Raw genomic sequence first — 23,355 nt, forward strand, 5'->3', positions numbered from 1 at the left:
GTGGCCCTTGGGCGGATCGAATCCGGGTTTGGCTTAGGCCTCGAACGGGTTGCCTTCGCCCTCGGGTTTCTGCTGGGCGGCTTGCGCTGCAAGGATGTCCGGGAGGATCGAGGAGGAACCCTCGAAGCCTGACGGGAGCAGGATGGTCGAGGCCTTGCCGGATTCGGCGAACGACCCCATCATCTCCACCCACTGGGTGTACGTGAACAGGTCGTTCGCCTCCTTCGCGGACACGCCGGAGGACTTGATCACGTCGAGCGATGCGGCGATGCCGTCGGCGATGGCCTTGCGCTGGTTCGCGATGCCGATGCCCGTCTGCTCCATGGCCTCGGCCTGGGCGCGCGCCGCCACGACGGTCTTGGTGCGCTCGGCCTCGGCAAGCGCCTTCGCCGCCTCCTGGTCGCGCTGCGCGGAGTTGATCGCGTTCATTGAGCGCTCGACGTCCTTCGGCAGCTCGATGTCGGTGATGAGCGTGGTGATGATGTCGTAGCCGTAGCCCGCCATGAGCTCCGTCACGGAGTCCTTCACGTTCTGTGCGATGAGGTCCTTGTTGTCGAACACCTCGTCAAGCGTGTAGCTGGGGATGGCCGAGCGCAGCGCGTCGGCGATGTAGCTTTCCATCTGGTCGATGGGGTTGCTCAGGATGTAGTAGCTGCGGTAAACGCCCGACTGCTCGACGGTCTGGGCGGGCATCTGGTCGACGCGGAACTGGACCGAGACCGCCGTGCCGATGGTCACGTTGTCCTTGGTCTTGCCGTTGAGCGAGTAGCGCGCCTCCTGCGTGCGCAGGTTGACCTCGGCGGCGCGGCGCTCGATGATTGGGATCAGGAAGTGGAGGCCCGGCTGCACGATGCGGTTGAACTTGCCGAGGCGCTCGATGATGGACGCCTCCTGTTGCCGCACGACGAACAGCATCGGTGAGCCGGCGACCGCGGACCCGACGGCAGCGATGACGAACAGGATGAGCAGGGTAAGTACGATCATGGTGCTTCCTTTCTGCTTGGATGAGCTGATTCTACCGGATAGGGGCGCCCGGCAACGTAAAATCTCGCGCACGTCTCGTTCGCGAATGCTTTATCCTGCCTGGTCGACCTGCTTTTGTACGAGCGCCGTGAGCTCTTTCTTGCTGTGCACGTCCAGCTTGGCGTAGATGCTGCGGGTGTGGGCTCGGATGGTGTAGATCGACACCACTTCGCGGTCGGCGATCTCTTGGGCGGTCCGGCCGCGCGCCAGGCCAAGGAACACCTCGGTTTCACGGGCGGACAGGCCCGCGGCGCGCGCGACTTCCTCGCAAGCAAGCTTCCATCGGCCCGGTTGCCTAGCTGCGCCGATACCCGAAGCATCGTTCGCCGAGTCCGCGCCGCCCTCGTCCACGGGCAGCAGCATGCCGTTGATCTGCTTCTCGGAGAAGACGAACAGCACATCGATGAGCACAGCCACGCCGATCAGGGCGATGATGGCCTTCATCGCGTTTTCCGAGATGTGCGACGCTTGATACGCCATGGCCAAAAGACTTGCCACGAGCGTGCCGCCCGACAACGCCGCATTGCCGAACGCCACGATGCGCAGCGCGCCGCCGCGCCACTGATACACCAGGTAATACAGCATGGCCCACACCACCATGTTGTAGCACGTGCACACTACCCAGGCGCCCGACGCCACGGCGGGCGTGTTCAAGGAGAACATAGCGATGCACACGATGAGCACCGTCAGCGCACAGGCGGCAACGGAGTACATTTTGGCGAATCCGTCGCGTCGGGATTTCGCGAGCAGCACGGCGGCCATGATGGCGATCATGAGCGGGACCTCGATGAGCTGCGAAACCACGTTCGCGCCGATAGCGTACATAGGCGGCACGCTGATCAGCACATATGCGCGAATCAGCTCAAGCGCCGTGGAGCACAGGCCGATGGAGGCGAGCAGCACCCAGAATCTGCGCGTCAGCTTCACCGGAGTGGCGAGCACCTGTTTCTCGCCGCGCACGTCCTTGCGGCGTATGCAGAAGAGCGCCGCCCCTATCACGGGCAGTGCGATGAACGCTGCGACGGCGATCGGCTGCGGGCAGCCGTTCAACACGAAGTAGATGGCAATCGAAAATAGCGTGCATTCGGCCAGCCGGTAGAGCGCGCGGTGGGGCGGCAGCGTGCCGAACAGGGCGGCGGCGCGTACGAACAGCATGGTGGTGCCGATGCCTGAGAGCACGCAGCCGGAGTTGAACAGCACGGTGAGCGCGGAGTGGGGGACGGCTGCGCCCAGCACTTCGCTACGCGCGTTGCAGATGAGGAGTGTGCCCACAGCTGCCACAAGGCCGCCGATGAACGTGGTCCGGTTCTTCGCGACCCATTTGGAGAAGCGGTCGGCGAACAGCGCGACGAGCGACAGCGTGATGAAGCATGCCAGCAGGTGCACGAGCATGAGGTTCTCGGTGATGTTGCTGTTGTCGGTCTCGTGCAGCCAGAACGATCCGGAGAACGCGATGGTGTTCCACGCGATCCAGCAGCCCAGGCCCAGATACGTCAAGCTGGGCGCCTGCCGGTCGATGGACGCAAGCGCCGTCGAGAATCGCTCGGAAACGCTCGCGGTCGCCTTCCCTTGCGCGCGCTGGTTCTGCGTTGTGTCGTCCTGTTCGCGAATTGCCATATCCCCCCGATTCCCGATTGGCTTTCGTGTTGTTGACCGGAAGAAGGTGTGACGCCACCGGGCGAACAGGGGACGGAGGTGTGTTCACGTGTTAGGCCCTTGGGAACCCGAGATTCCGCCGTGAACACACCTCCGTCCCCTGTTCACGTGCCCCCTTCTTCGTCTACCTATTCTAAACCCCTACGTCCATATTCGACTAGTTAACAACTGACCATACAGCGGTATCAACATCGTTAACTAGTGACGTAGCTGGGGTTTTGCGGAAAACGTAAGGTGGTGACCGTTCCGAGACGAGGGGGTCATCATGAATATCAAGAACAAGCCGCTGCCGAGGTTCGAGGTTCCGTCGAGCTACGAGAAGTATGCGGAAGGCGGCTATCTGATGGATGTGCGCGAACCCGAAGCCGACAGCTTCGGCGATCGCAAGCCCACCATCGCCTCGGGCGCGGGCGCTGCTGCCGTCGACCCCGCCGCCATCGCGCAGGGTGCGGGCGCGGATGCCGAATACGAGCTTCCCGACGCGCCCACGTTCGCTGATCGCGTGAACGCGGTGGTCATGTGCGTCGGCTCGCAGAACGCGTTGCGCGAAGCGCTGTACAAGACGCTGGCGTTCTGCCAGCAGCCCCATGAGTTCACAGAGGTAGAGGACTTCATCGCTCAGACCGACGAGTTCATCTACAGCCACATCATGCAGACGCCGTTCTCCATGATCCAGATGCTCATCGATGCCGGCGGCCTTTCGCAAACGCCGCTCGATGGCGAAGGCAGCCCCATCGCCGAGGAGCAGCTGGCGAACCTTTCCGAAGACGAGGCCGACGACCTGATCGCCACGTACCGCATCCAGGCCACCGGCGCCGGCGTCGAAACCGTGCGCCTGCTGGCGCCCGAGCGTCGCATCGAGGCGCAGCTTTCCCTGCGTCCGCATCGCCGCGACACCTATTTCGCCGTGCTCGATTTCTGCACGCAACCGCGCAAATTCCCGGAAATCGAGGCGCTCTTCAAGACCACTCCCGGCTTGTCGCAAGACATCGTGGCCGATCATCACAAGCTTTCGCCCGACTTCTACGTCGATAAGCTCGACAAGGCCGGCGCGCTCGTGTGGCGCGGCGCCTGGGTCGCAACCGACGCGGGCAAGCGCATGCTGCAAGCCCACAAACGCGAACAGGCAACCGCATAACCGCATCCGCCGGCGAGGCGGCTGGTTGCGGGCGCGCTGGGAACTCCCGCCAGCCCGCCGATCGGCTCGCGGCCCCACGTGAACAGGGGACGGAGGTGTGTTCACGTAGATGCGTCGCACTCCCAAACGGCCATTGTGAACACACCTCCGTCCCCTGTTCACCCACCCCACCCGAAAAGCAATATGGCAGCAGGAGAAACCCGCTGCCTATCGCAATAGACGAGTAAGCAAGGATCAAAAGGAGGAGGAAGCTTTGTCTACGACTATGACACGTCGCTCGTTCATGAAGACGGCAGCGGTCACCGGCGCGGTTGGCGCGCTGGGGCTGGGCGCCGCTCACAACATGGCACCGAGCGACAAGGCATGGGCCGACAACGACGTGCACGAGGTTCGCACGTCCTGCCGAGCCTGTATCGCCAACTGCGGCGTCATCGCCACGGTGAGCAACGGCCGCGTCATCAAGCTGAGGGGCGATTCCATCGACCCGATGTCGAAGGGCCGCATGTGCCCGAAGGGCCTGTCGGGCATCCAGGCGCTGTACCACCCCAACCGCAACAAGTACCCTATGAAGCGCGTGGGCGCCAAGCCCGGCAACCAGTGGGAGCGCATCAGCTGGGATGAGGCGGCGAAAACCGTGGCCCAGCACATGATCGACATGCGCGACAAGACCGGCAAGCACGGCCTTCTGTGCACCACCGGCGGCGGTGGCAACCCGCAGTTCTTCAGCCCGCCGCGTTTCCGCAACTTCTGGGGCGCCGGCAACGTGTTCGAGCCCGGCTGCGCGCAGTGCTACCTGCCGCGTAACTTCACCATGCCGCTGGTCAACGGCATCGGCGATACCTCGATCGCCGACTCCGGCTGCTCGGAGCTGTACAAGCCGGCCAAGTACGGTGGGCTGACGGAAGTCTACGTCATCTGGGGCACCGGCCCGGCGTGGCACTCGCCTTCCACCTCCGGCCGTTGCGTGGCCGAGCTGCGTGACAACGGCTGCAAGACCGTCGTCGTCGATCCGCGCTTCACTGCCGACGCCAGCAAGGCCGACGTGTGGCTGCCCATCAAGCCCGGCACCGACATGGCCATGATGCTCGGTTGGATGCACTACATCATCGAGAACAAGCTCTACGAGAAGATCCCCGGTTACGAGACCTTCTGCGAGCAGTGGACGAACCTCCCGTTCTTGGTTGATCCGCGCGACAACGTCAGTCTGCCGCCCATCGCCGAGGACATCACCAAGGACGGCCAGCTGCTGCGCGCGTCGGCCGTGTTCGACGACGTCGACGCCACCAACGAGGGCTACGTGTACTTCGACACCGAGAAGGGCGAGGTCACGAAGGCGTTCGCCCTGGGCCCGGACAACGACGGCACGTACCACCCGCAGATGTTCGGCACCGTGGATGTGAAGCTCAAGGACGGCTCCACCATCACGTGCAAGACCGCGTTCGAGGCCTACAAGGACCGTTGTGCCGACTTCGACTTGGACACCGTGGCCGAGATCACCGGCTGCAAGAAGGAGAAGATCATCGAGGCCATCGAGCTGTACTGCTCGAGCGCGCACGGCGGCATCTCCCTGGGCGTTGCTACCGACATGTACCCGGGTTCGGCGCAGGCCGCCATCGGCGCCGCGGCGCTCGATTGCATGACCGCGCACCTGTGGCACAGCGGCTGCCCGGCCAACAAGGTGGGCGGGCAGGGCTCGAAGGGCCTGACCAGCTGCGAGTCCACCATCTTCCCCTCCGGATTCATCGGGGACACGACGTACGAGTTCCAGACCAACGACGCCATCCTCGAGCGCCTCGGCTATTGCGAGCACAAGGGCCTTGGCGGCTGGATGCACTCCCACATCCCCACGGTGCTCTCCGCCGTGCTCACCGGCGAACCGTACCAGCCGAAGGTGTGGATCGAGCGCTCCGGCAACAAGATGGCCGCGCTGGGCAACTCCAGCTCCTGGGTCGATGCGTTCCCGAAGTTCGACCTGATCGTGCACGGCTACATGTACCCGACCAGCTTCACCACCGAGGCCGCCGACATCGTGTTCCCCGTGTGCGAGTGGCTGGAGAACGCGTTCGCGCAGAACCGCTTGAACGTCAACCTCATGCGCAAGCCGGTGACGAACCTGTTCGAGGCCGCCGACGAGATCATGATGTGGGGCAAGATCGCCGAGGCCATGTCCGACCCCAGCTCGGAGCTCTACGACGCCAACATGGAGGCGTGCATGGACGACGAGAAGATCGGCAGCCCCATGGTGCCTGCGTACTGGAAGACCATCAACGAGTACTGGGATTGGGTCGCCCAGCAGGGCGGCGATAAGTCCGTCACCACCATGGAGCAGGCCATGGAGGCCTTCCCCATGAAGTGGGCGGAAGACGACGAGTACTGGGGCGGCACCACGTATGACGGATACTGCCAGGTCAACGCCGGTGCCGGCGTTGCAGGTAAGGTCGATCCGGGTATGGAAGGCTCCGGCGCCGATGACGGCAAGGTCACCTACACCGGCTTCTCCACGGCGGCCCGCGACATCAAGGACAATCCGAAGAAGTGCGGTCCGTACGCCGACACCATGCTCTACCTGGGCCGTCACGGCAACGAGAAGTTCGACATGCCCGCCGCGGTGGTGGACTACAACCCCATGCCGTACTACTTCACGCCCGAGGACCAGTCCGAATACGGCGACGAGTACCCGCTGCGCCTGACCGAGGGCCGCATCCCGTACTTCCATCACGGCACGCTGCGCAACAACCCCTACCTGCGCGAGCTGTATCCGGCTCCCGAGCTGTGGATCTCCCCGGAAAACGCCGGCAAGTACGGCATCGTCGACGGCGACTGGGTGAACATCAAGAGCCCGCGCACCGACGGCAAGGACGTGTTCCGCGACATCACCACGGGCCTGTCCACCGATACGGTCATGGCAGGCGGCAAGGACGCGAAGTTCGGCCCGAGCGAGTTCGCCCCCGGCGAGGAGCTGACGGCTAACGGCCAGAGCGTCGTCAAGGACGGCATCTTCGCCGTGGCGCGCGTGACGAAGGGCATCGCGGAGGGCACCGTGTACATGGAGCGCTTCTGGAACCCCGAGTTCTTGGAAGACGGCTCCGATGGCCGCAAGTCATGGACCACGGAGAACATGAACGTGCTGACGAAGAACACGGGCTACTTCAACCCCGAGTTCGGCACCTACACCCTGCGCGGCATCCACGTCAAGGTTGCCAAGGCGCAGCGCCCGGAGGGCATCTGGTACGAGCCGACCGACTTCGAACCCTGGATACCTGAGCCCACGGAAAACACGGGAGGAGCGTTTTACACCAAATGAGCCGCAATTGCTTAGTTGTTGACCTGGATAAATGCATCGGCTGCCACGCGTGCGAGGTGGCCTGCAAGAACGAGAACGGCATCGCCTTGGGCGAGTACTGGAACCGCGTGCTGCAGATCGGCCCGCACGGGACCTTCCCCGACCTGGAGCAGTATTGGCTGCCCGTGCAGTGCCAGCAGTGCGAGGACGCGCCCTGCGTGCACGTGTGCCCGACCGGCGCGAGCTACCGCGACGCCGACGGCAAGGTGCTGGTGGACAAGGAGAAGTGCATCGGCTGCAAGTACTGCATGATGGCCTGCCCCTATGGCGTTCGTTCGTGGAACACCAAGGAGAAGGCCGTCGAGAAGTGCACCCTGTGCGGCCAGCTGACCAGCGCCGGCCAGGAGCCCGCGTGCGTGGCCGCGTGCTGCGCGAACGCCCGCTTCTATGGTGACCTGGACGACCCGAGCTCCGACGTGTCGAAGGCCGTGGCGGCAGCCGATCCGGCAAGCGTGCACACCCTGCACGATGCCGGCAACAAGCCGCTGACGCGCTACATCCTGTCGGACAAGATCGCCACGTGGCACGACGTGGACGCCATCAAGCCGGCGTCCGACGCGCAGGACGCCGCGTGGTTCGCGAAGGAGGCGTAAGGCATGGAGATCCAATGGTCCCTGGTTTTGTTCACGGCCCTGACCGGCATGGGCGGCTGCATGTTCGCATGCGTCGCCGCCGATGAGTTCCTCGGCCGTGCGAAGGCCGCGGCGTTTCCCGCGGCTGTGGCGGCACTGGTGATCGCGGTCGTTGGCGGTCTGGCTTCCGTGACGCACCTGTCGCACCCCGGCCGCATCATGGGCGCCCTGAGCCACCCGACGTCGGGCATCTTCACCGAGGCGCTGCTGGTGGGCTGCCTGTGCGTGTGCGTGGCGGTGTACCTGGTGCTGGTCAAGCGCGGTGCCGGTGCGTCCGCCCGCAAGGCCATCGCCGTCATCGGCGCGGTGCTCGGCGTGCTGCTGAGCTTCATGGCGGGCGAGTCCTACCTGATGGAGGCGCGCCCGAACTGGTGTAGCCAGCTGCTGCCGCTGGGCTATCTGCTGACCGCAGTGCCCGAGGGCATCGCCGCCTACCTGGTGGTAGTTACCGCTAAGGCAAAGGACGCCGATGTTGCGCCGTACGGTCGTGCGCTGCTGGTCGGCGGCGTGCTGGCCGCGGTGGGTGCTGCCGCCTACGTGTTGTGGGCGGGCCCCGCCGATGGCGTGCAGTGGGCGCTGCTGGTAGTGGCGGTGCTGGGCGCCGGCGTGGTGCCGGCCGCATGCGGCGCGCTGCTCGGCAAGAAGCCCGAGAGCTTGATGGCTATGGCGGGCGGCTCGCTGGCCTGCGCATTCGTGGGCGCGGTGTCCTACCGCTGCATCATGTGGCTGATCACGGTCCCGATCGCGAACCTGTTCCTGAACGTGCTGTAAGCGCAAGGCCGGGGGAGGGGGATTCCCTTCCCCGGCCGGTTCGCCCAGCGAGCGGCCCGGAGGCCAACCGGGGCGCCGTGAACAGGGGACGGAGGTGTGTTCACGTTAGCCTTTTGGGAACGCGGCGCATTCCCGTGAACACACCTCCGTCCCCTGTTCACCCCTGTTCACCCGACGTGTAAGCGTCCCTTCGGGCTTTTCCTCCTGATGTATTCGCGGTTCGTATTCGCCTCTCCCCATCTCCCTCCCTTCCTCCGGCGAATGCGAACCGCGAGCGCATCGAGCGTGGCAACGGGCCGTGTCCGCGACGCGGCTAACGAAAATCGATACTCGGCTCTTGCGCACGGTTTGCCCGTTCGCGCGGGGCGGCAATGGACGTGAGCGCCCGAAGACAAACGGGCGCTTCGGCAGAAAGGGGCGATCATGACCGACGGTAACGCGGTGCAGGTGCAGCAGCAGGAAGAGCGCGATCAGCTGATTTCCCAGCTCATCGAGGTAAACGCTGGGCGTGCGGCGTACTACCGCATGCTGGGCGAGCTGTTCTTCCGCGAGCTGACGCAGGAACAGGTCGAGCATCTGGCGGGTATGGATTTCGCCGGAATGGACGGCGACGACGACCTCATCGCCGAGGGTTATAACGACATGCGCCGCTATCTTCGCCATGTGAATTCCGGCACGCGCCAGGCGCTGGCCTGCGATTACGCGCACACGTTCCTGGCGGCGGGGAATTATGAGACGTTCGCCGCCACGCCGTTCGAAAGCGTGTTCACCAGTCAGCTCGGGCTCATGATGCAGGAGGCGCGCGACGATGTCTACAAGATGTATTGCGAGCAGGGCATCCAGCCGCAGGCAGATTTGCATGTGCCCGAGGATCATGTGTCGTTCGAGTTCGAGTTTTTGGCGACGGTCATCGAGCGCACGAACGCCGCGCTCTTGACGGGCGATTTTGCGCGTGCTCAGGCGCTTGCCGAAACGGTCTCCGATTTTCACCGGTTGCATCAACTTAGCTGGATCGACGATCTGTGCGATGCCGTGCTCGACGTGGCCGAGACCCGTTTCTATCGCGGAGTTGCGAAGGTGACGCGCGGGTTCGTGCATATAGAGACCGAGGTCGTCGCCGACGAGCTCGAGGTGCTGCAAGGCCTGGCGGACAAGCAGGCTGCGTAGCGCGTTTCGCCTGATGGTTGACGCTCGCAAGTGCGGGTGGGCTGCTGTCGTCAAGTTCGCTGCGGGAATCGGGGAGCGTGAACAGGGGACGGAGGTGTGTTCGCGCGTTTGCCTCCGGAGGGTCCGGCGCATCGCCGTGAACACACCTCCGTCCCCTGTTCACCTGTTCACGTCGGGGCAAGCTGCGGAAAGAGGCCGTGGGGGGTGCGGCCGTAAGACGAGAAAGGATAGGGTTATGGGCGATCAGCCGAGCATCACGCGTCGCGGGGTGCTGGTCGGTGCCGGCGCCGTGGCTAGCATGTTTACGGTCGGCGGCGTGGCATACGCGCTTGAAGGCGAGGACCGGGGGCTTTTGCGTCCTCCCGGCGCGCAGGACGAGGCGCATTTCCGCGCCACCTGCTTGAAGTGCAACCGTTGCGAAACGGCCTGCCCACAGCGTTGCCTGCGCACGGGCGTGCTCGAGGACGGCGTGCTCAACTGGCGGACGCCCATCATGGATTTCCATCGCGGTGCATGCGACTTTTGCGGGATTTGCGAGGATGTGTGCCCGGCGGGTTCGATCGCGGGCGCGCACGATCCGGCGCAGGTCATCGGCATCGCGGTCGTGGACCGCGAACGCTGTATCGCGTGGTTGCAAGGCGGCTGCCAGGTGTGCGTCGACGCGTGCCCGTATGGGGCCATCACGCTCGATGATGCGAATCGACCCATCGTCGACCAGGCGAAATGCAACGGATGCGGCGCGTGCGAGAACGCATGCCCGTCGAACAGCTACCTCGCGTTCGCCGGCGGCACCGACCGCGGCATCAACGTGCGCGCAGCAGGGAAGGAGGCATAGGCGATGAGCGATAAGGAAAACAGCGCGCCCAAAAAGTCCCGCTTCCGCACAGCGCGGGGCTGGGTTGCGTTCGCGTGCGTGGGGTTCGCGCTGGCGGGCATGGCGTTTCGCGTGGGAATCGGCACGCCCTCGGCGTTCGGCATTCAACAGATTTCGGCCATTTGCCCGTTGGGCGCCCTCGAGACCATGGCGGGCGCAAAGGGCGTCATGCTGCATGCCTTTCTGCTGTTTGTGCTGGTCGTGGTTCTGATCGCCCTCGTGGGCAAAGCGTTCTGCGCCTGGATGTGCCCCGTCCCGTGGCTGCAGAAGTTCTTCCGTCCGAGAAAACGTGGCGAGGCGAAGGGCGGTGCCGGGCACGATGTCCCGGCAAAGGGCGGGGCAGGGCTTGATTCCTGGGCGAAGGGCGATGCCGGACGCGAGGCGTCGGAATCGAGCGTCCCTGGGTACGATATCCCGGCTTCTTGCGGCAACCCTGATGCGGGTTCTGCCCAGGCGAAGCCGTTGGCTTTTAGCGCGGCGCAAGCTGTTGAACCCGCGGGGAAGCAGGCGGCTTGCTCACCATCCGCATGCGCCGCGTGCGCGGGTGCGGCGGCGTGCGCGAAGGCGCTGGCCCCGGTGGGAGGTGCGCGCGACGGCGTGCAGTTGGATAGCCGCCATGCGGTGCTGGTGGGGACGTTGGCTTCCGCTGCCGTGTTCGGCTTCCCGGTGTTTTGCCTCATCTGCCCGGTCGGCTTGACGTTTGCGACCATCATCGGGCTGTGGAATCTGGTGCAGTTCAACGAGCCTTCTTGGGCGCTCATCATCTTCCCGATCATCCTGATCGCGGAGGTTACCGTGCTGCGCAAATGGTGCAGCAAGATCTGCCCGATCAGCGCGCTGGTCAGCCTGCTGTCGAACCTCAACGTCACGCTGCGGCCGCGGGTCAAGGCCGATGTATGCCTGCGTAGCCGCGGCGTGGATTGCCATGCATGCGTCGATGCCTGCCCCGAGCAGCTCGACCCGCATTCGGGCCGCATCCCCGAGTGCTCGAAATGCGGCAAGTGCGTGGAGGCCTGCCCGGCCAAGGCCATCAGCATCAAGCTGCTGAAGTAGTCGGCGGCCAGTTCGCCCTGCAAGTTCGCATTGCCCCGCGTGCTTCGCGGCGCATAGCTTGCGCTCAGCGGATGCGCTGGCGAACAAGCGACGCGTATCCCCGCGCGCCTGCCGCCCCACCTGCTTTCGTCGGTTCCGTGAAAACGACGCCCTGCGCGGGTCTGCTCCGCGGCGCGGCTTATCATGGATGGCAGACGAGAGAAACATGCGCGGTCGTCGGATGGGAAACGCCGCGCTGATATGGGGGAATACATGCTGCTGAGCGAACTTGCGCGCGGACAGGCGGGCGTGGTCGAGGCTGTGCACGGCGAAGGTTCCGTTCGCCGTCATTTACTGGATATGGGGCTTACGCCCAATGCGGTGGTCACGCTGCAGAAGGCGGCCCCCATGGGCGACCCCATCCAGGTGACGGTGCGCGGCTACGAGCTGACGCTGCGCTTGAGCGAAGCCGACAACGTGCACGTCCGGGCGCTCGACTTGCAAGACCACCCCGACGCCCTGACCGGCGTCGATGCCGCGCGATTGCAGGCCGCCGGCACCGCCGCCGCGCCCTCGGCCCGTGCCGACCGCGCCCCGCTGCCGCACCCCGGTCTCGGCGAGTTCGGTCCGGCCGAGGAGGCGTACCGCGCCCACGCGCGCCGCGCCGCCGCGAAGACCGGTCCGCTCACCTTCGCGCTGGTGGGCAACCAGAACTGCGGCAAAACCACGCTGTTCAACCAGCTCACGGGCGCGAACCAGCACGTCGGCAACTTCCCGGGCGTCACGGTCGACCGCAAGGACGGCACCATCCGCGGGCACGCTGAGGCCACCGTCACCGACCTGCCGGGCGTGTACTCGCTGTCGCCGTACTCCAACGAGGAGATCGTCACGCGCGACTTCCTGCTCGACGAAAAGCCCGACGGCATCATCAACATCGTCGACGGCACCAACATCGAGCGCAACCTGTACCTGACCATGCAAATCATGGAGCTGGGCATCCCCATGGTGCTGGCGCTCAACATGATGGACGAGGTCGAAGCCAACGGCGGCACCGTGCGCGTGAACGAGCTCGAGGCTGAGCTGGGCATTCCCGTGGTGCCCATTTCAGCGGCGAAGAACGAGGGCGTCGACGAGCTGGTCGACCACGCCCTGCACGTGGCGCGCTTCGACGAGGCGCCCGGCCGCATCGACTTCTGCCCCGCAAGCGCGCAAGAGCATGACCCGCTCGGCGCGGTGCATCGCTGCATCCACGCCACGGCGCACATCATCGAGCCGTACGCCGGGCAAGCGTCCGTCCCTGCGCGCTTCGCCGCCACGAAGATGGTCGAGGGCGACGAGCTGATCGCACGCAAGCTCGACCTGCCGGAATCCGCCGTCTCGTCGGTGCGCGAGCTGGCGGCCGCCATGGAGGCCGACGCCGGCATGGACGCCGAGGCGGCGCTCGCCAACATGCGCTTCGCCTTCCTGGCGAACCTGTGCGCCAACACCGTGGTCCGCCCGCATGAAAGCCGCGAACACAAGCGCAGCGTTTCCGTCGACAAGCTTCTGACCGGGCGTTATACCGGCATCCCGTGCTTTTTCGCCATTATGGCAGCGGTGTTCGTGCTTACGTTCAGCGTCGTGGGCGCCGCGCTTTCCGACCTGGTGGGCGCCGGCGTCGACGCAGCCCTCGAGGCGTTGGCCGCCGGTTGCGAGGCGTGGGGCCTCAACCCCGTGGCACAATCGTTGCTGGTCGACGGCATCGGCGCCGGCGTGGGCGCGGTTATCGGCTTTTTGCCCACCATCGTCACGCTGTTCTTCTTCCTGTCCATCCTTGAGGACTCGGGCTACATGGCGCGCGTGGCGTTCGTCATGGACCGCCCCATGCGCAAGATCGGCCTGTCCGGGCGCTCCATCGTGCCGCTGCTCATGGGCTTCGGCTGCTCGGTGCCGTCGATCATGGCCACGCGCACGCTGTCGAGCGAACGCGATCGCAAAATGACCACCATGTTGGTGCCGTTCATGAGCTGCAGCGCGAAGCTGCCCATATATGCCCTGCTCGTGGGCGCGTTCTTCCCGCGCGCGCTGCAGCCGGTGGTCATGATCGGCCTGTACGCGTTCGGCGTGGTGGTGGGCATCTCGTTCGCGGCCGTGCTCAAACGCGCGCGTTTCCGCGGCCAGCCCGTGCCGTTCGTGATGGAACTGCCGAACTACCGCCTGCCCGCCGCGAAAAGCGTGGCGCGTCTGGTATGGGATAAGGCGAAGGGCTTTGTGAAGAAGGCGTTCACCGTGGTGCTCGCCGCGTGCGTGGTCATCTGGTTTTTACAGACGTTCGACGCGCGTCTGAACGTGGTCGACGACGTCGACGCCAGCCTGCTCGCGGGCATCGGCGGGTTGATTGCCCCGCTGTTCGCGCCGCTGGGCTTCGGCGATTGGCGCGCGGCAACGGCTCTCATGACGGGCTTCATGGCGAAGGAGAGCGTGGTGTCCACGCTGACGCAGGTCATGGGCGAGGGCGTGGACCTCACCATGCTGTTCACGCCGGTGACGGCCATGGCGTTTTTGGCGTTCGTGCTGCTGTACACGCCGTGCGTGGCGGCCATTGCCACCGTGCGCAGCGAGCAGGGCGGCGCACGCGCGGCGCTCGAGATGGTGCTTTTGCAGTGCGGCATCGCCTGGGTGGTCTCGTTCGCGGTGTATCTAGCGGGTTTGCTGGTCACGGGCGGGATCGCAGACGCGTTCAGCCTGCCGGGCCTGGTCGCGGCCGCGGTTATCGCGGTGGGCATCGGCGTGTACCTGAAGCACCAGCGCACTGACGGCGAGCTGAAAGTAGGCTGCAAAACCTGCCCCGCCAGCTGCAAGAACTCCAGCGGCTGCTGCCATTAAGGCAGGGAAGTTGCTCCCTGCTTCCACCCAAGCACAAAAAATCGCCCCGTCTCCACTGGAGGCGGGGCGATTTCGCATACGAGGTAAACTCAACCGAACGGTAAATCGCTCGCTACGCAGCTTTCACGTCGTCGAGCTCGCGGCCGGCGTTCGGGTCGTTGAACACGTCGGCGTCCATGCGCCCGGCGCGCTTGGCCACGATGGTGGTGCACACGGCGTCGCCGGTGATGTTCACGGCGGTGCGCGTCATGTCCAGGATACGATCGATGCCCATGATCAGCGCGATGCCCTCAAGCGGCAAGCCGACGGAGTTGAACACCATCGACAGCGTGATCAGGCCGACCGACGGGACGCCCGCCGTGCCGATTGACGCCAGCGTGGCGGTGGCGATGACGGTGGCGTACTCAACCGGCCCCAGCTGCACGCCGAACAGCTGCGCGGTGAACACCACGGCAACGCCCTGCATGATGGAGGTGCCGTCCATGTTGATGGTAGCGCCCAGCGGGATGGTGAACGACGAGATGCGGCGGTCGACGCCCATCTTCTTCTCCAGCGTCTCGATGTTCAACGGGATGGTGGCGTTCGACGTTGCGGTGGAGAACGCGAACATCATCACCGACACGAACTTCTTCAGGAACTTCACCGGGTTGATGCGCGCGAACACCGTCAGCAGCACCATGTACACCACCAGGCACTGCACGGCCAGTGCCAGCAAAACGCCCAGCATGTACTTCACCATGGGAAGGAACGCGTCGAAGCCGATGTTGGCGAACGTGCGCGCCAGCAGGCAGAACACGCCGATGGGGGCCACGTACATGACCATGGAGGTCATCTTCATCATGATGTCGTTGAACTGCTCGAAGAAGCGGTGAACCACTTCGACCTTGCGGCCCATGGTGGACAGGATGATGCCCACGAACAGCGCAAAGAAGATGATGGCCAGCATATCGCCCGAGGCCAGCGCCTGGATGGGGTTCTTCGGGATGATGTTGAGCAGGGTGTCGGTGAACGACACGTCGGTGTTGGCGCTGCCCGACAGGGCGGAGGTGTCGGATGCCACCATGCTGGACATATCCACGCCGCGGCCGGGGTTGATCAGGTTGCCGATGGTCAGCGCCACGGTGACGGCCAGCGCGGTGGTGCACAGGTAGAACGCCAGCGTCTTCAGGCCGATGGTGCCGAGCGTCTTCGTGTCGCCGATGGACGACGCGCCGCACACGATGGAGCAGAACACCAGCGGCACCACGAGCATCTGCATCAGGCGGATGAAGCCCTGGCCGACAATATAGAAGATGCCGTTGACGAACACGTCGTCGCGCACCGTGCCCGCGGGCACCAGGTAATGGAAGATGACGCCGCACAAAAGGCCCAGGCCAAGCGCGATGAGGATGGATCCCGTCAGCCCGATATGCAGGCGCTTGGGCTTTTCGCCCATGTTGATCTCGGTAGACACGCGCCCCTCCTATTCCTGCGCGCCGCGGGTCAGCGCGGCAAGGTCATGCTCGGCGGCGAACGCCGCAAGGTCGTCTTCCCAGGTGGGGAACTCGTAGACGCCGGTGAGGCGGGTCATCATGTCGTCAAGCTCGATGCGGTAGCCCTGCCAGGGGTTGGCGGTGCCGCGCAGGTTGCCGGTAGGCTGGCCGGCCAGGGCGAACGCGCGCTCGAAGAACTCGAAACGGCTGGTCACGCCCGTGCATGCGGCATGGAACGTGCCGAACTCGTCGGACTCCATGGCGGCGATGACGAACTTGGCGAACGTGTCAACCGACGTGGGGCAGGCGAACTGGTTCGCGGGCACGGGCACCGTCTTGCCCTGGGAGCTTGCCAGCAGCGCGCGGCCGAGCAGGTCGTCGGGGCGGGCGGTGTAGACCCAGCTGGAGCGCACGATGATGTGGTGCTGGTTCAGCTCGTTGACGAAGCGCTCGCCGGCCTGCTTGGACTTGCCGTACACGTGCGGCGGGTTCGTGGTGTCGAACTCATTGAACGCGCGGTCGGCGTTCTCGGGGAACAGGTCGTCGGTGGACAGGTGCACCATGGTGGCGCCGACGTTGTTGCTGGCGATGGCCAGGTTGCGCGCGCCAAGGGTGTTGACCTTGTAGGCCTTGTCGGGGTTCTCGTCGGCCTCGGTGCGGCTGGCCAGTGCCGCGCAGTTGATGACGAAGTCGGGGCGGTACGATTCGGCGAAGTTCAACACTTCGTGCAGGTTCGACACGTCGATCTCGATGTCGCTGGTCATGACCTTATAGCGGCTGTGGTCCAGGAAATGCTCGATTGCCTGGCCCATTCGCCCCGCCGCGCCGGTGATCCACACGGTGTCCTGAGGACCCATTTTCATAGGGCGCCTCCTTCCGGATGTGCTGCGCGCGGCGCCTGCGGAAGGAGCGTCGCGCAAGGGGTAAGTGGTAAGCCTGCCTATTCTACCGCTCCCGAAGCCCCAGCGCAGCAGCCGTTTCGCAGTAAATTGCAATCGGACCAGTCGGAAAAGGAACCGGCTGGCGAAGAGGAGGCGAAAGGGGAGCGAGTCGGGGCGAAACAGGCTGAGGGGACGAAGGGGGAAGCGGGCACTTTGGGCCTGCTTCCCGGCTGACGGCTTGGGCTCCGCTCCTCTCCAGTGCCGCGACCCCCCCCCCGAGTTCTGGCCCGTTTTGCAGGAAACGGACCAGAATTTGACGTCCTTCCGGGGTTCTGGGCGGTTTTCCGGCTCTCCGCCGTGGTTCGCGCTATCAGCCGCGACATAATCCCAGGTCAGAAGCTTCCGCATCATCGACGTCCAGCTCTGCAGCCTACGAAACCGCCCAGAACTTCGCCCGCGCGATCAAGGCGACCCGCTACGTCCCCTAAGTGTCAGGACGGCGGCTGGGAACACCGGACCTCGAAACGCATTTGAACGTCAGCCCAAAGCGTCGGGACTGCCCGCGAAGCCCAAAACCCCACCTGCGTAGTCGGAAATGTCAAGACTCTGTGACGATGGGCGCGGCTTGGGTTGACGTTTTTCGGCGGAGTGCGAATATAGGCCCATCGAACGCAACGGGCGTTCGGGCGAGCGCTTTTGCGCTTCGCAAATCGCGTCGTTTTGGCGCACAAAGCAGGGTTTTGCGGTTTCGCCGCGGCCCGCAAACGTTAGGAAACATGATGACCTGCACCAATCTGGATATCCGAATTATCAGCTCCATTATGTAGGGTCCGGGTTGCATTTCAGCTGCCCGAACCCTAAACGGGCAGCTGATGGTTCTTCAAGCCGGAGGCTGTTTGAGAAAAACGGCCTCTGGCTTTTTTTGCGCCGTGTCCTGCGGCGCCGGCATTTTGCCTGATGTGTTTCGCCTTCCGTCTTATGGCTTTCCCACCTGGTCTTTTGCCCAAGCCTTCCGTTTTTCCCAAGCAACGTTCGCTTGCGGGGCCGGTCATCGACCGCACGTGCCGCGCTGCCAACCGGCAACGCGGCAGGAAAGGAAAGGCAAGGAAAATGAACGATCAGCAACAGCGAAAGCCCCTGTTCGGTAGGGGGAAGGCGAAGGGGGCGAACGGGCAGCTGCGCGGCGCAAACCCCCTGGCAAGCATGCCACAGCTGGGCGTGAAGCCGGCTTTGGCCGGCGCCCCGGCAGCACCCGCACCCGCGCCCGCATACGCGGAAACCTCATCCGTCAAGCTGGCTGTTTGTCAGACCCCTGCAGCCGCTACCGCCGGTGTTGCGTCCCCGGCAACTGCAGTTGCCGCAAAGCCGCAGGTCAAACGCGACTCCACCCTTGAGGTCATGGTCGCATCCATGGTCGGCACGGCCATCGAGTTCTACGACAATTACTGCTACTCCATTGCCGCGGCCAGCTACTTCGGCCTCATCTTCTTCACCGACGTCGCTAAGTCCGACCCGGTGCTCGCCACGCTGCTGGCGTTCGTCACCTTCGCAGTGAGCTTCCTGGCCCGCCCGTTCGGCAGCCTGCTGTTTGGCCACTTCGGCGACCGCCTCGGTCGTAAGAAAACCCTGGTCGCAGCCCTGATGCTCATGGGCACTGCAACGTTTTGCGTCGGCCTGCTGCCCGGATACGACGTGCTCGGTCCTGCGGCAGTCGTGCTGCTGTGCGTCTGCCGCGCCTGCCAGGGCTTGGGCCTTGCCGGCGAGTGGTCCGGCGCCGCGCTGGTGGCCACCGAGAACGCCCCGGCCGATAAGCGCGCGCTGTTCGGCAGCTTCCCGAATCTCGGCGCGCCCATCGGGTTCTTCTGCGCGTACGGTGTGAACCTGCTGCTCGATACGCTGCTGCCTGTTGACGCGATGGTCGCCTGGGGCTGGCGCATCCCGTTCCTGCTTTCGTGCCTGCTCGTGATCGTCGGCCTGGTCGTGCGCATGCGCATGAGCGAGACGCCCGTCTTCCAAAAGGCCGCCGCTGAGAACCGCACGACGAAGACTCCGCTGCGCGACCTGGTCCATCATTGGCGCCGTCTTGTGCTCGGCACCTGCACGATGAGCATCACCTACACGCTGTTCTACGTGCTAGGCACCTGGTCGCTGTCCTACGGCGTGTCCACGCTGGGCTTCACACAGCAGCAGTACCTGGGTATGCAGATGATCTCCGTGTTCTTCTTCGCTGGGTTCATCTTGGTCGGCTGCCTGACCGCCGATAAGCGCGGCCGCAAGCCCGTCTTGGTGGTCGGCAACGTGTGCACCGTGTTGTTCGCCCTGGTGGCGCCCATGCTGCTGGCCGCTCATAGCGTGCTGTCCGTGATGGTGTTCCTGTGCGTCGGCTTCGCCTGCATGGGCACGATCTTCGGCCCTTGCGGCAGCTATCTGCCCGAGCTGTTCCCCGCGAAGGTGCGCTACTCCGGAGCCGGCCTGAGCTACAACCTGGCGGCCATCACCGGCGGCGCGTTCGCCCCGACGATCGCATCGGCCCTGGTCATGAACTTCGGCATCCAGTCGCTCGGCTGGTACCTGGGCGGCATGGCCCTGGTCGCCCTTGTGGCGCTGGCCTTCTTCCGCGAAAGCAAGGACGTCGACTTCGAGCGGTAAGGGAGCGAAACGCCACGCGGCAAGACCCTCGAGTTTGCGGAAGCGCAAAAGCGCGCAAAATCGCGAAACTCGCGAGCTGTGGAGGCGGGATCAGCGGATTGCGGGCCCGCAAAAGCGTGCGAAATGGGCAACGCCCCTGCAAGCCTCTTCGGCTCGCAGGGGCGTTGCCCATATAGGAAGGGGCGCGCCGCCGTTTGCCGCGGCCCCGCCGGCCTTCCCTCGCATCCGACGGCAGCCGCTAACGCACAAGCCCCTTCGCCTGCTACTCCTGCACCTTCAGCGCCAGCGCCAAGGGCACGCGCTTGATACGGCGGATGTGCAGCAGCGCTACCGCCAGGTACGTTGCGAACCCGATGGCGATGACCTGCGCGATCGCCGTCATCGGCACGTAGATCTCGATGTTGCCGTTGTAAGCGAGCAGCATGGCGCGGAAAAGCAGCGTCAATCCGCCGATGATCAGCGGTTGGCATACTACCAGCGACACGGCAACCGTCAGCGTGATGGAGCGTACGTACAGGCGGCTGATTTCGGAATCGCGGTAGCCGAACACCTTCATGTAGCTGATCGAGCGCGCGGAGCGGTCGATCACCGATTTCGTCAGCAGGTATATGAACACCAGGAAGATGAACACGGAAAGCCCCATCAGCATACCGATCATATCGTCCATCATGCCCACGAACTGCTCGCCGATGGCATCCATGCTCGAGGGAGTCAGGTCGCTGGCAAGGTAGCGAGCGTCCAGGTCAAGCGCCTGATCGGAGGCGTATCCGTTGAAGTACCCGGCGTCGTTTCCGAAGAAGCGGTTGAAGTCGTCGAGGCTCATGTACACGGCCATGTCGGACTTCGTCCCCCAGGTGTACGCGTCGCCCTCGTAGGTCACCTCGCGTGTTCCGTCCTCATACTTGTCGTACAGGCTGACTGCCTGCCCGTCGGCGAAGCCGAATTTGTCGATCAGCCCGTTGCCGAACACCACGCGCCCGTCGCCCACGGCAAGGCCGTCCCAATAGCGTGAACCCTCGGGCACGCCGTACACGGCGATCGTCTCCGTGCCCGAGTCCTCGCCGCGGTCGTAATCCAGCGAATATACGGCGTACTTCTCGGCCTGCGCGATCTTCCCCGCCCCGTTGTCCACGGTGTTCACGGGGTGGACGTTGTCGGAATCCGCATCGATGTCGGCGGACTTCTCGACCATGTCCAACACCTCATCGCGCGATTTACCCAGGTCAGCGGCTACCGAATCGACTTTCTTATAGAATGAATCCTGCGCTGCGTTAAACGCGTCCCGCGCGCGGGCAAGGTCATCTTGCGCATCTTGCGCGGTCTGCATGGCGTCTGCGGAAGGTGCCGCGGCAAGCGCCGTTGCGGCATCCTGAAGCTTGTCGGCGGCGGTTTGCAACGCATCGCCCGAATCCTCGAGTGCAGCTCCCGCATCCTCCACGGCGGTCAGCTTGTCGCCTTCCACGCCTTGCAGCTCGTCGATGGCGGTCCACGCCTCGCGGTCGGCTTGCGTGCCGTCCAGCTCCAGCGGCGCCTTCAGCGTGTACATGTGCTCGGCCACCACGTTGTTGTGCAGGTTCTCGGCGTAGTGCGTCATGGTGGGCAAAATGGCCAGCGAGAACAGCAGCAGCATGCTGGCGAACCCGATGCCGACGAACAGGGTGGCGAAGTTGCCCAGGTTGCGCAAGAACACGCGCAGGCGGAAGCGCGTGGTGAAGCTCAGGCGTTCGGGCAGGGCAAAACCGCGTTTCACGCCGCCCTTGCTGGTCTCGTGGCGCAAAAACTCCAGCGGGGTGTGGCCCATCTTGCGCAAAAGCCCTAGCAACGTGATGCCCACCAGCGTTGCCACGGGCAGCGCGGTGGTTTGCGCGAACACGCTCCAGCTCCAGGTGGCGTGGTAGGGAGGCAGGCTGTAACTGCCGTAATACAGGTTGCGCATCGGCTCGCTCATCAGGGTATAGCCGGCCACGTTGCCCACCACGGCGGCCGCGATACCCACCGCCGCGGGCAGCGCCAGGTAGTGCGCCACCAGCTCGCGGCGACGATATCCGCTGGCCAGCAGCGTGCCGATGATGGCGCTTTCCTCCTCGATGGTGCCCGACGTCAGCACCACGAACACGAACGCCATGATGGCGATGATCATATACAGAAGCACGCCCCACATGGTGGAGTCGCCCGCAACGTCGTCGGCGGCGTAGCCGATGCCCTGATTCGCGCTCGAGTCGGTCAGGTCGTCCACGGTCGCCCCGGTATCGGAGAGCGCGCGAACCATGTCCTTCTCGGCATCGGTTCGTTGCGCCACGGTCAAGTCGCGATCGGTGAAACGCACCGAGTACGTATACGCCGGCTGATGCCCCGTGGTCTCAAGCGCCGCGAAACCGCTTTCGGAAACCTCGGCCACGCCGAACGTCAGCGTGTTCACCGTGAAATCGGAGTTGCTCTGGAACAGCGCTTGGTTATCGGAGGTCGTCATGATGCCGCACACGGTGAAGCGCTGGCCGAACAGCTCCACCTCCTCGCCGACGCTTATGTCGTTGTTCGTGGCGAACACGCGGTCGATGGCCACCTCGTCGGCTGCCTCGGGCACGCGCCCCTCGGCGTATGCGGCCAGGTCGACCTGGGTGCGGTGCTGGTAGACGCGCAGCGTGCGGTCGCGGCCGTCGTCGCCTTGCGCATGGTCGAAGTCGGCGTCGAAGGACCAGTTACGGAAGACTTTGGCGTCTCCCGCGCCGCCATCGCGTGCCGCGTCGGCGACAGCGTTCAGCTGCTCGTCGGTGGCCTCGAAGGCGGTGGTGAAGCGCACGTCCTCGATCGAGTATTGCTCGGGCATGTCGTCGATGATGACGGCGATGGAGTGCGCTGCCAGCAAAAAGCCCGACGTCAGCGCGATGGTTACGGACATCAGCAGGAAGATGCCCAGGTATTTCCCCAGGTTGTTTTTCAGCTCGCGCGGGAAGCGCTTGCGCAAAGGCGATGCCATGGCGCGCCTCCTACCAGGTCAGGTCGCGCGCGGCCATGCGCTCGACGTTCGCCGTGTCCTCGGCCAGCTTGCCGTCGCGCAGGCGCAGCACGCGGTGCGCCATGTGCTTGATCGCGTCGTTGTGCGTGACGATGACCACGGTGCACCCGTAATCGCGGTTCACGTTCTCCATCAGCTCCAGGATTTCCTTCGACGTCTGGTAATCAAGTGCGCCGGTGGGCTCGTCGCACAGCAAAAGCCCGGGATTCTTCACCAGCGCGCGGCCGATGGCGCAGCGCTGCTGTTGCCCGCCCGAGACTTGGCGGGGGAACTTCGCGCGATGCTCGTAGAGCCCAAGCGAGCGCAGCAGATCGTCTATGGGGAGGGAGTTTGCGGAAAGATGCGCCGTGACCTCGATATTCTCTCGAATGGTCAGGTCGGGCACCAGGTTGTAGAACTGGAAGACGAAGCCGAGCTTGTCGCGGCGATACTCGCCCAGTTGCTTGGACGTCAGGCTGGTCAGCTCCGTGCCGCCCACGTTTATCGAGCCGCTATCGGACGCCTCCAGGCCACCCACCAGGTTCAAAAACGTCGATTTGCCGCTGCCCGATGGGCCGAGCAGCACGCAAATCTCGCCTTTGTTGACGGTGGTGGTGACGTCGTGCAGCACCGTGGTGCGCGCCTCGCCTTCGCCGTAGTGCTTGCACAGGTCGCGGACTTGCAGGTAGGGCGTGGGGGAGGAGGCGGTATCGGCGGTGGCGGCGGATGCGGCGTACGCCGCCCCGGGTGCGTCGGTTGCCGTGGAGTTCGCGCTGTTTGCGGGGTCCGTTCCCATGTGGTGCTCCTATCTTTTAGTTGTTGCATTTGGGAGCCGAATATCGAATGCTTTCAGGTGC

The 23,355-nt window shown here is 64.5% G+C and carries 15 protein-coding genes; 9 read left to right on the plus strand and 6 right to left on the minus strand.

The features are described 5' to 3' along the window. Positions 1–33 precede the first annotated feature (33 nt). Positions 34–984 carry an SPFH domain-containing protein gene (locus tag RDW26_RS07190; RefSeq protein ID WP_307983064.1) on the minus strand — a complete coding sequence of 317 codons (951 nt, stop codon included), beginning with the start codon at positions 982–984 and terminating at the stop codon, positions 34–36. 90 nt (positions 985–1,074) lie between these two features. After that, positions 1,075–2,640: a helix-turn-helix transcriptional regulator gene (locus RDW26_RS07195; RefSeq protein ID WP_307983065.1), complete on the minus strand. Its 1,566-nt coding sequence runs from the start codon at positions 2,638–2,640 to the stop codon at positions 1,075–1,077. Positions 2,641–2,944: 304 nt separating this feature from the next. On the opposite strand from RDW26_RS07195, the gene RDW26_RS07200 reads away from it, so the two are divergent. The 8 genes from RDW26_RS07200 (at position 2,945) to feoB (ending at position 14,501) form a co-directional block, all read left to right on the plus strand. Then, the gene (locus RDW26_RS07200) at positions 2,945–3,817 is read left to right on the plus strand and encodes a hypothetical protein (RefSeq protein ID WP_307983066.1); all 873 of its coding nucleotides are present in this window, start codon (positions 2,945–2,947) and stop codon (positions 3,815–3,817) included. A gap of 253 nt (positions 3,818–4,070) precedes the next feature. Continuing rightward, positions 4,071–7,121, plus strand: a complete 3,051-nt coding sequence (locus tag RDW26_RS07205; RefSeq protein WP_307983067.1) for a molybdopterin-dependent oxidoreductase — start codon at positions 4,071–4,073, stop codon at positions 7,119–7,121. After that, positions 7,118–7,753, plus strand: a complete 636-nt coding sequence (locus RDW26_RS07210; protein WP_281624626.1) for a 4Fe-4S dicluster domain-containing protein — start codon at positions 7,118–7,120, stop codon at positions 7,751–7,753. The genes RDW26_RS07205 and RDW26_RS07210 overlap by 4 nt, the downstream gene beginning before the upstream one ends. Before the next feature lie 3 nt (positions 7,754–7,756). Continuing rightward, the gene (locus tag RDW26_RS07215; RefSeq protein WP_307983068.1) at positions 7,757–8,563 is read left to right on the plus strand and encodes a DmsC/YnfH family molybdoenzyme membrane anchor subunit; all 807 of its coding nucleotides are present in this window, start codon (positions 7,757–7,759) and stop codon (positions 8,561–8,563) included. 423 nt (positions 8,564–8,986) lie between these two features. Then, on the plus strand, positions 8,987–9,730 hold the full coding sequence (locus tag RDW26_RS07220) for a molecular chaperone TorD family protein (protein ID WP_307983069.1): 744 nt from the start codon (positions 8,987–8,989) through the stop codon (positions 9,728–9,730). A gap of 235 nt (positions 9,731–9,965) precedes the next feature. Continuing rightward, positions 9,966–10,565 (plus strand): 4Fe-4S dicluster domain-containing protein, encoded by a 600-nt coding sequence (locus RDW26_RS07225; protein WP_307983070.1) that lies wholly within the window; start codon positions 9,966–9,968, stop codon positions 10,563–10,565. A gap of 3 nt (positions 10,566–10,568) precedes the next feature. Further along, positions 10,569–11,657 (plus strand): 4Fe-4S binding protein, encoded by a 1,089-nt coding sequence (locus RDW26_RS07230; RefSeq protein WP_307983071.1) that lies wholly within the window; start codon positions 10,569–10,571, stop codon positions 11,655–11,657. 252 nt (positions 11,658–11,909) lie between these two features. Next, complete coding sequence (feoB, locus tag RDW26_RS07235; protein WP_307983072.1) at positions 11,910–14,501, plus strand: ferrous iron transport protein B; 2,592 nt, start codon at positions 11,910–11,912, stop codon at positions 14,499–14,501. 112 nt (positions 14,502–14,613) lie between these two features. Here feoB and RDW26_RS07240 read toward each other — a convergent pair whose 3' ends face one another. Together RDW26_RS07240 and RDW26_RS07245 are read right to left on the minus strand one after the other, a co-directional pair. After that, positions 14,614–15,954 (minus strand): dicarboxylate/amino acid:cation symporter, encoded by a 1,341-nt coding sequence (locus tag RDW26_RS07240; RefSeq protein ID WP_307983073.1) that lies wholly within the window; start codon positions 15,952–15,954, stop codon positions 14,614–14,616. A gap of 9 nt (positions 15,955–15,963) precedes the next feature. Next, positions 15,964–16,836 (minus strand): NAD(P)-dependent oxidoreductase, encoded by an 873-nt coding sequence (locus RDW26_RS07245; RefSeq protein WP_307983074.1) that lies wholly within the window; start codon positions 16,834–16,836, stop codon positions 15,964–15,966. A gap of 1,128 nt (positions 16,837–17,964) precedes the next feature. On the opposite strand from RDW26_RS07245, the gene RDW26_RS07250 reads away from it, so the two are divergent. After that, a complete protein-coding gene (locus RDW26_RS07250) occupies positions 17,965–19,503 on the plus strand; it encodes an MFS transporter (RefSeq protein ID WP_307983075.1) in 1,539 nt (512 codons plus the stop codon). A gap of 262 nt (positions 19,504–19,765) precedes the next feature. Here RDW26_RS07250 and RDW26_RS07255 read toward each other — a convergent pair whose 3' ends face one another. Together RDW26_RS07255 and RDW26_RS07260 are read right to left on the minus strand one after the other, a co-directional pair. Next, positions 19,766–22,480 (minus strand): FtsX-like permease family protein, encoded by a 2,715-nt coding sequence (locus tag RDW26_RS07255; RefSeq protein WP_307983076.1) that lies wholly within the window; start codon positions 22,478–22,480, stop codon positions 19,766–19,768. Between the two features lie 10 nt (positions 22,481–22,490). After that, the gene (locus RDW26_RS07260; RefSeq protein WP_307983077.1) at positions 22,491–23,294 is read right to left on the minus strand and encodes an ABC transporter ATP-binding protein; all 804 of its coding nucleotides are present in this window, start codon (positions 23,292–23,294) and stop codon (positions 22,491–22,493) included. Positions 23,295–23,355 lie beyond the last annotated feature (61 nt).

Source organism: uncultured Senegalimassilia sp., assembly GCF_902464545.1.
Taxonomy (GTDB): Bacteria; Actinomycetota; Coriobacteriia; order Coriobacteriales; family Eggerthellaceae; genus Senegalimassilia.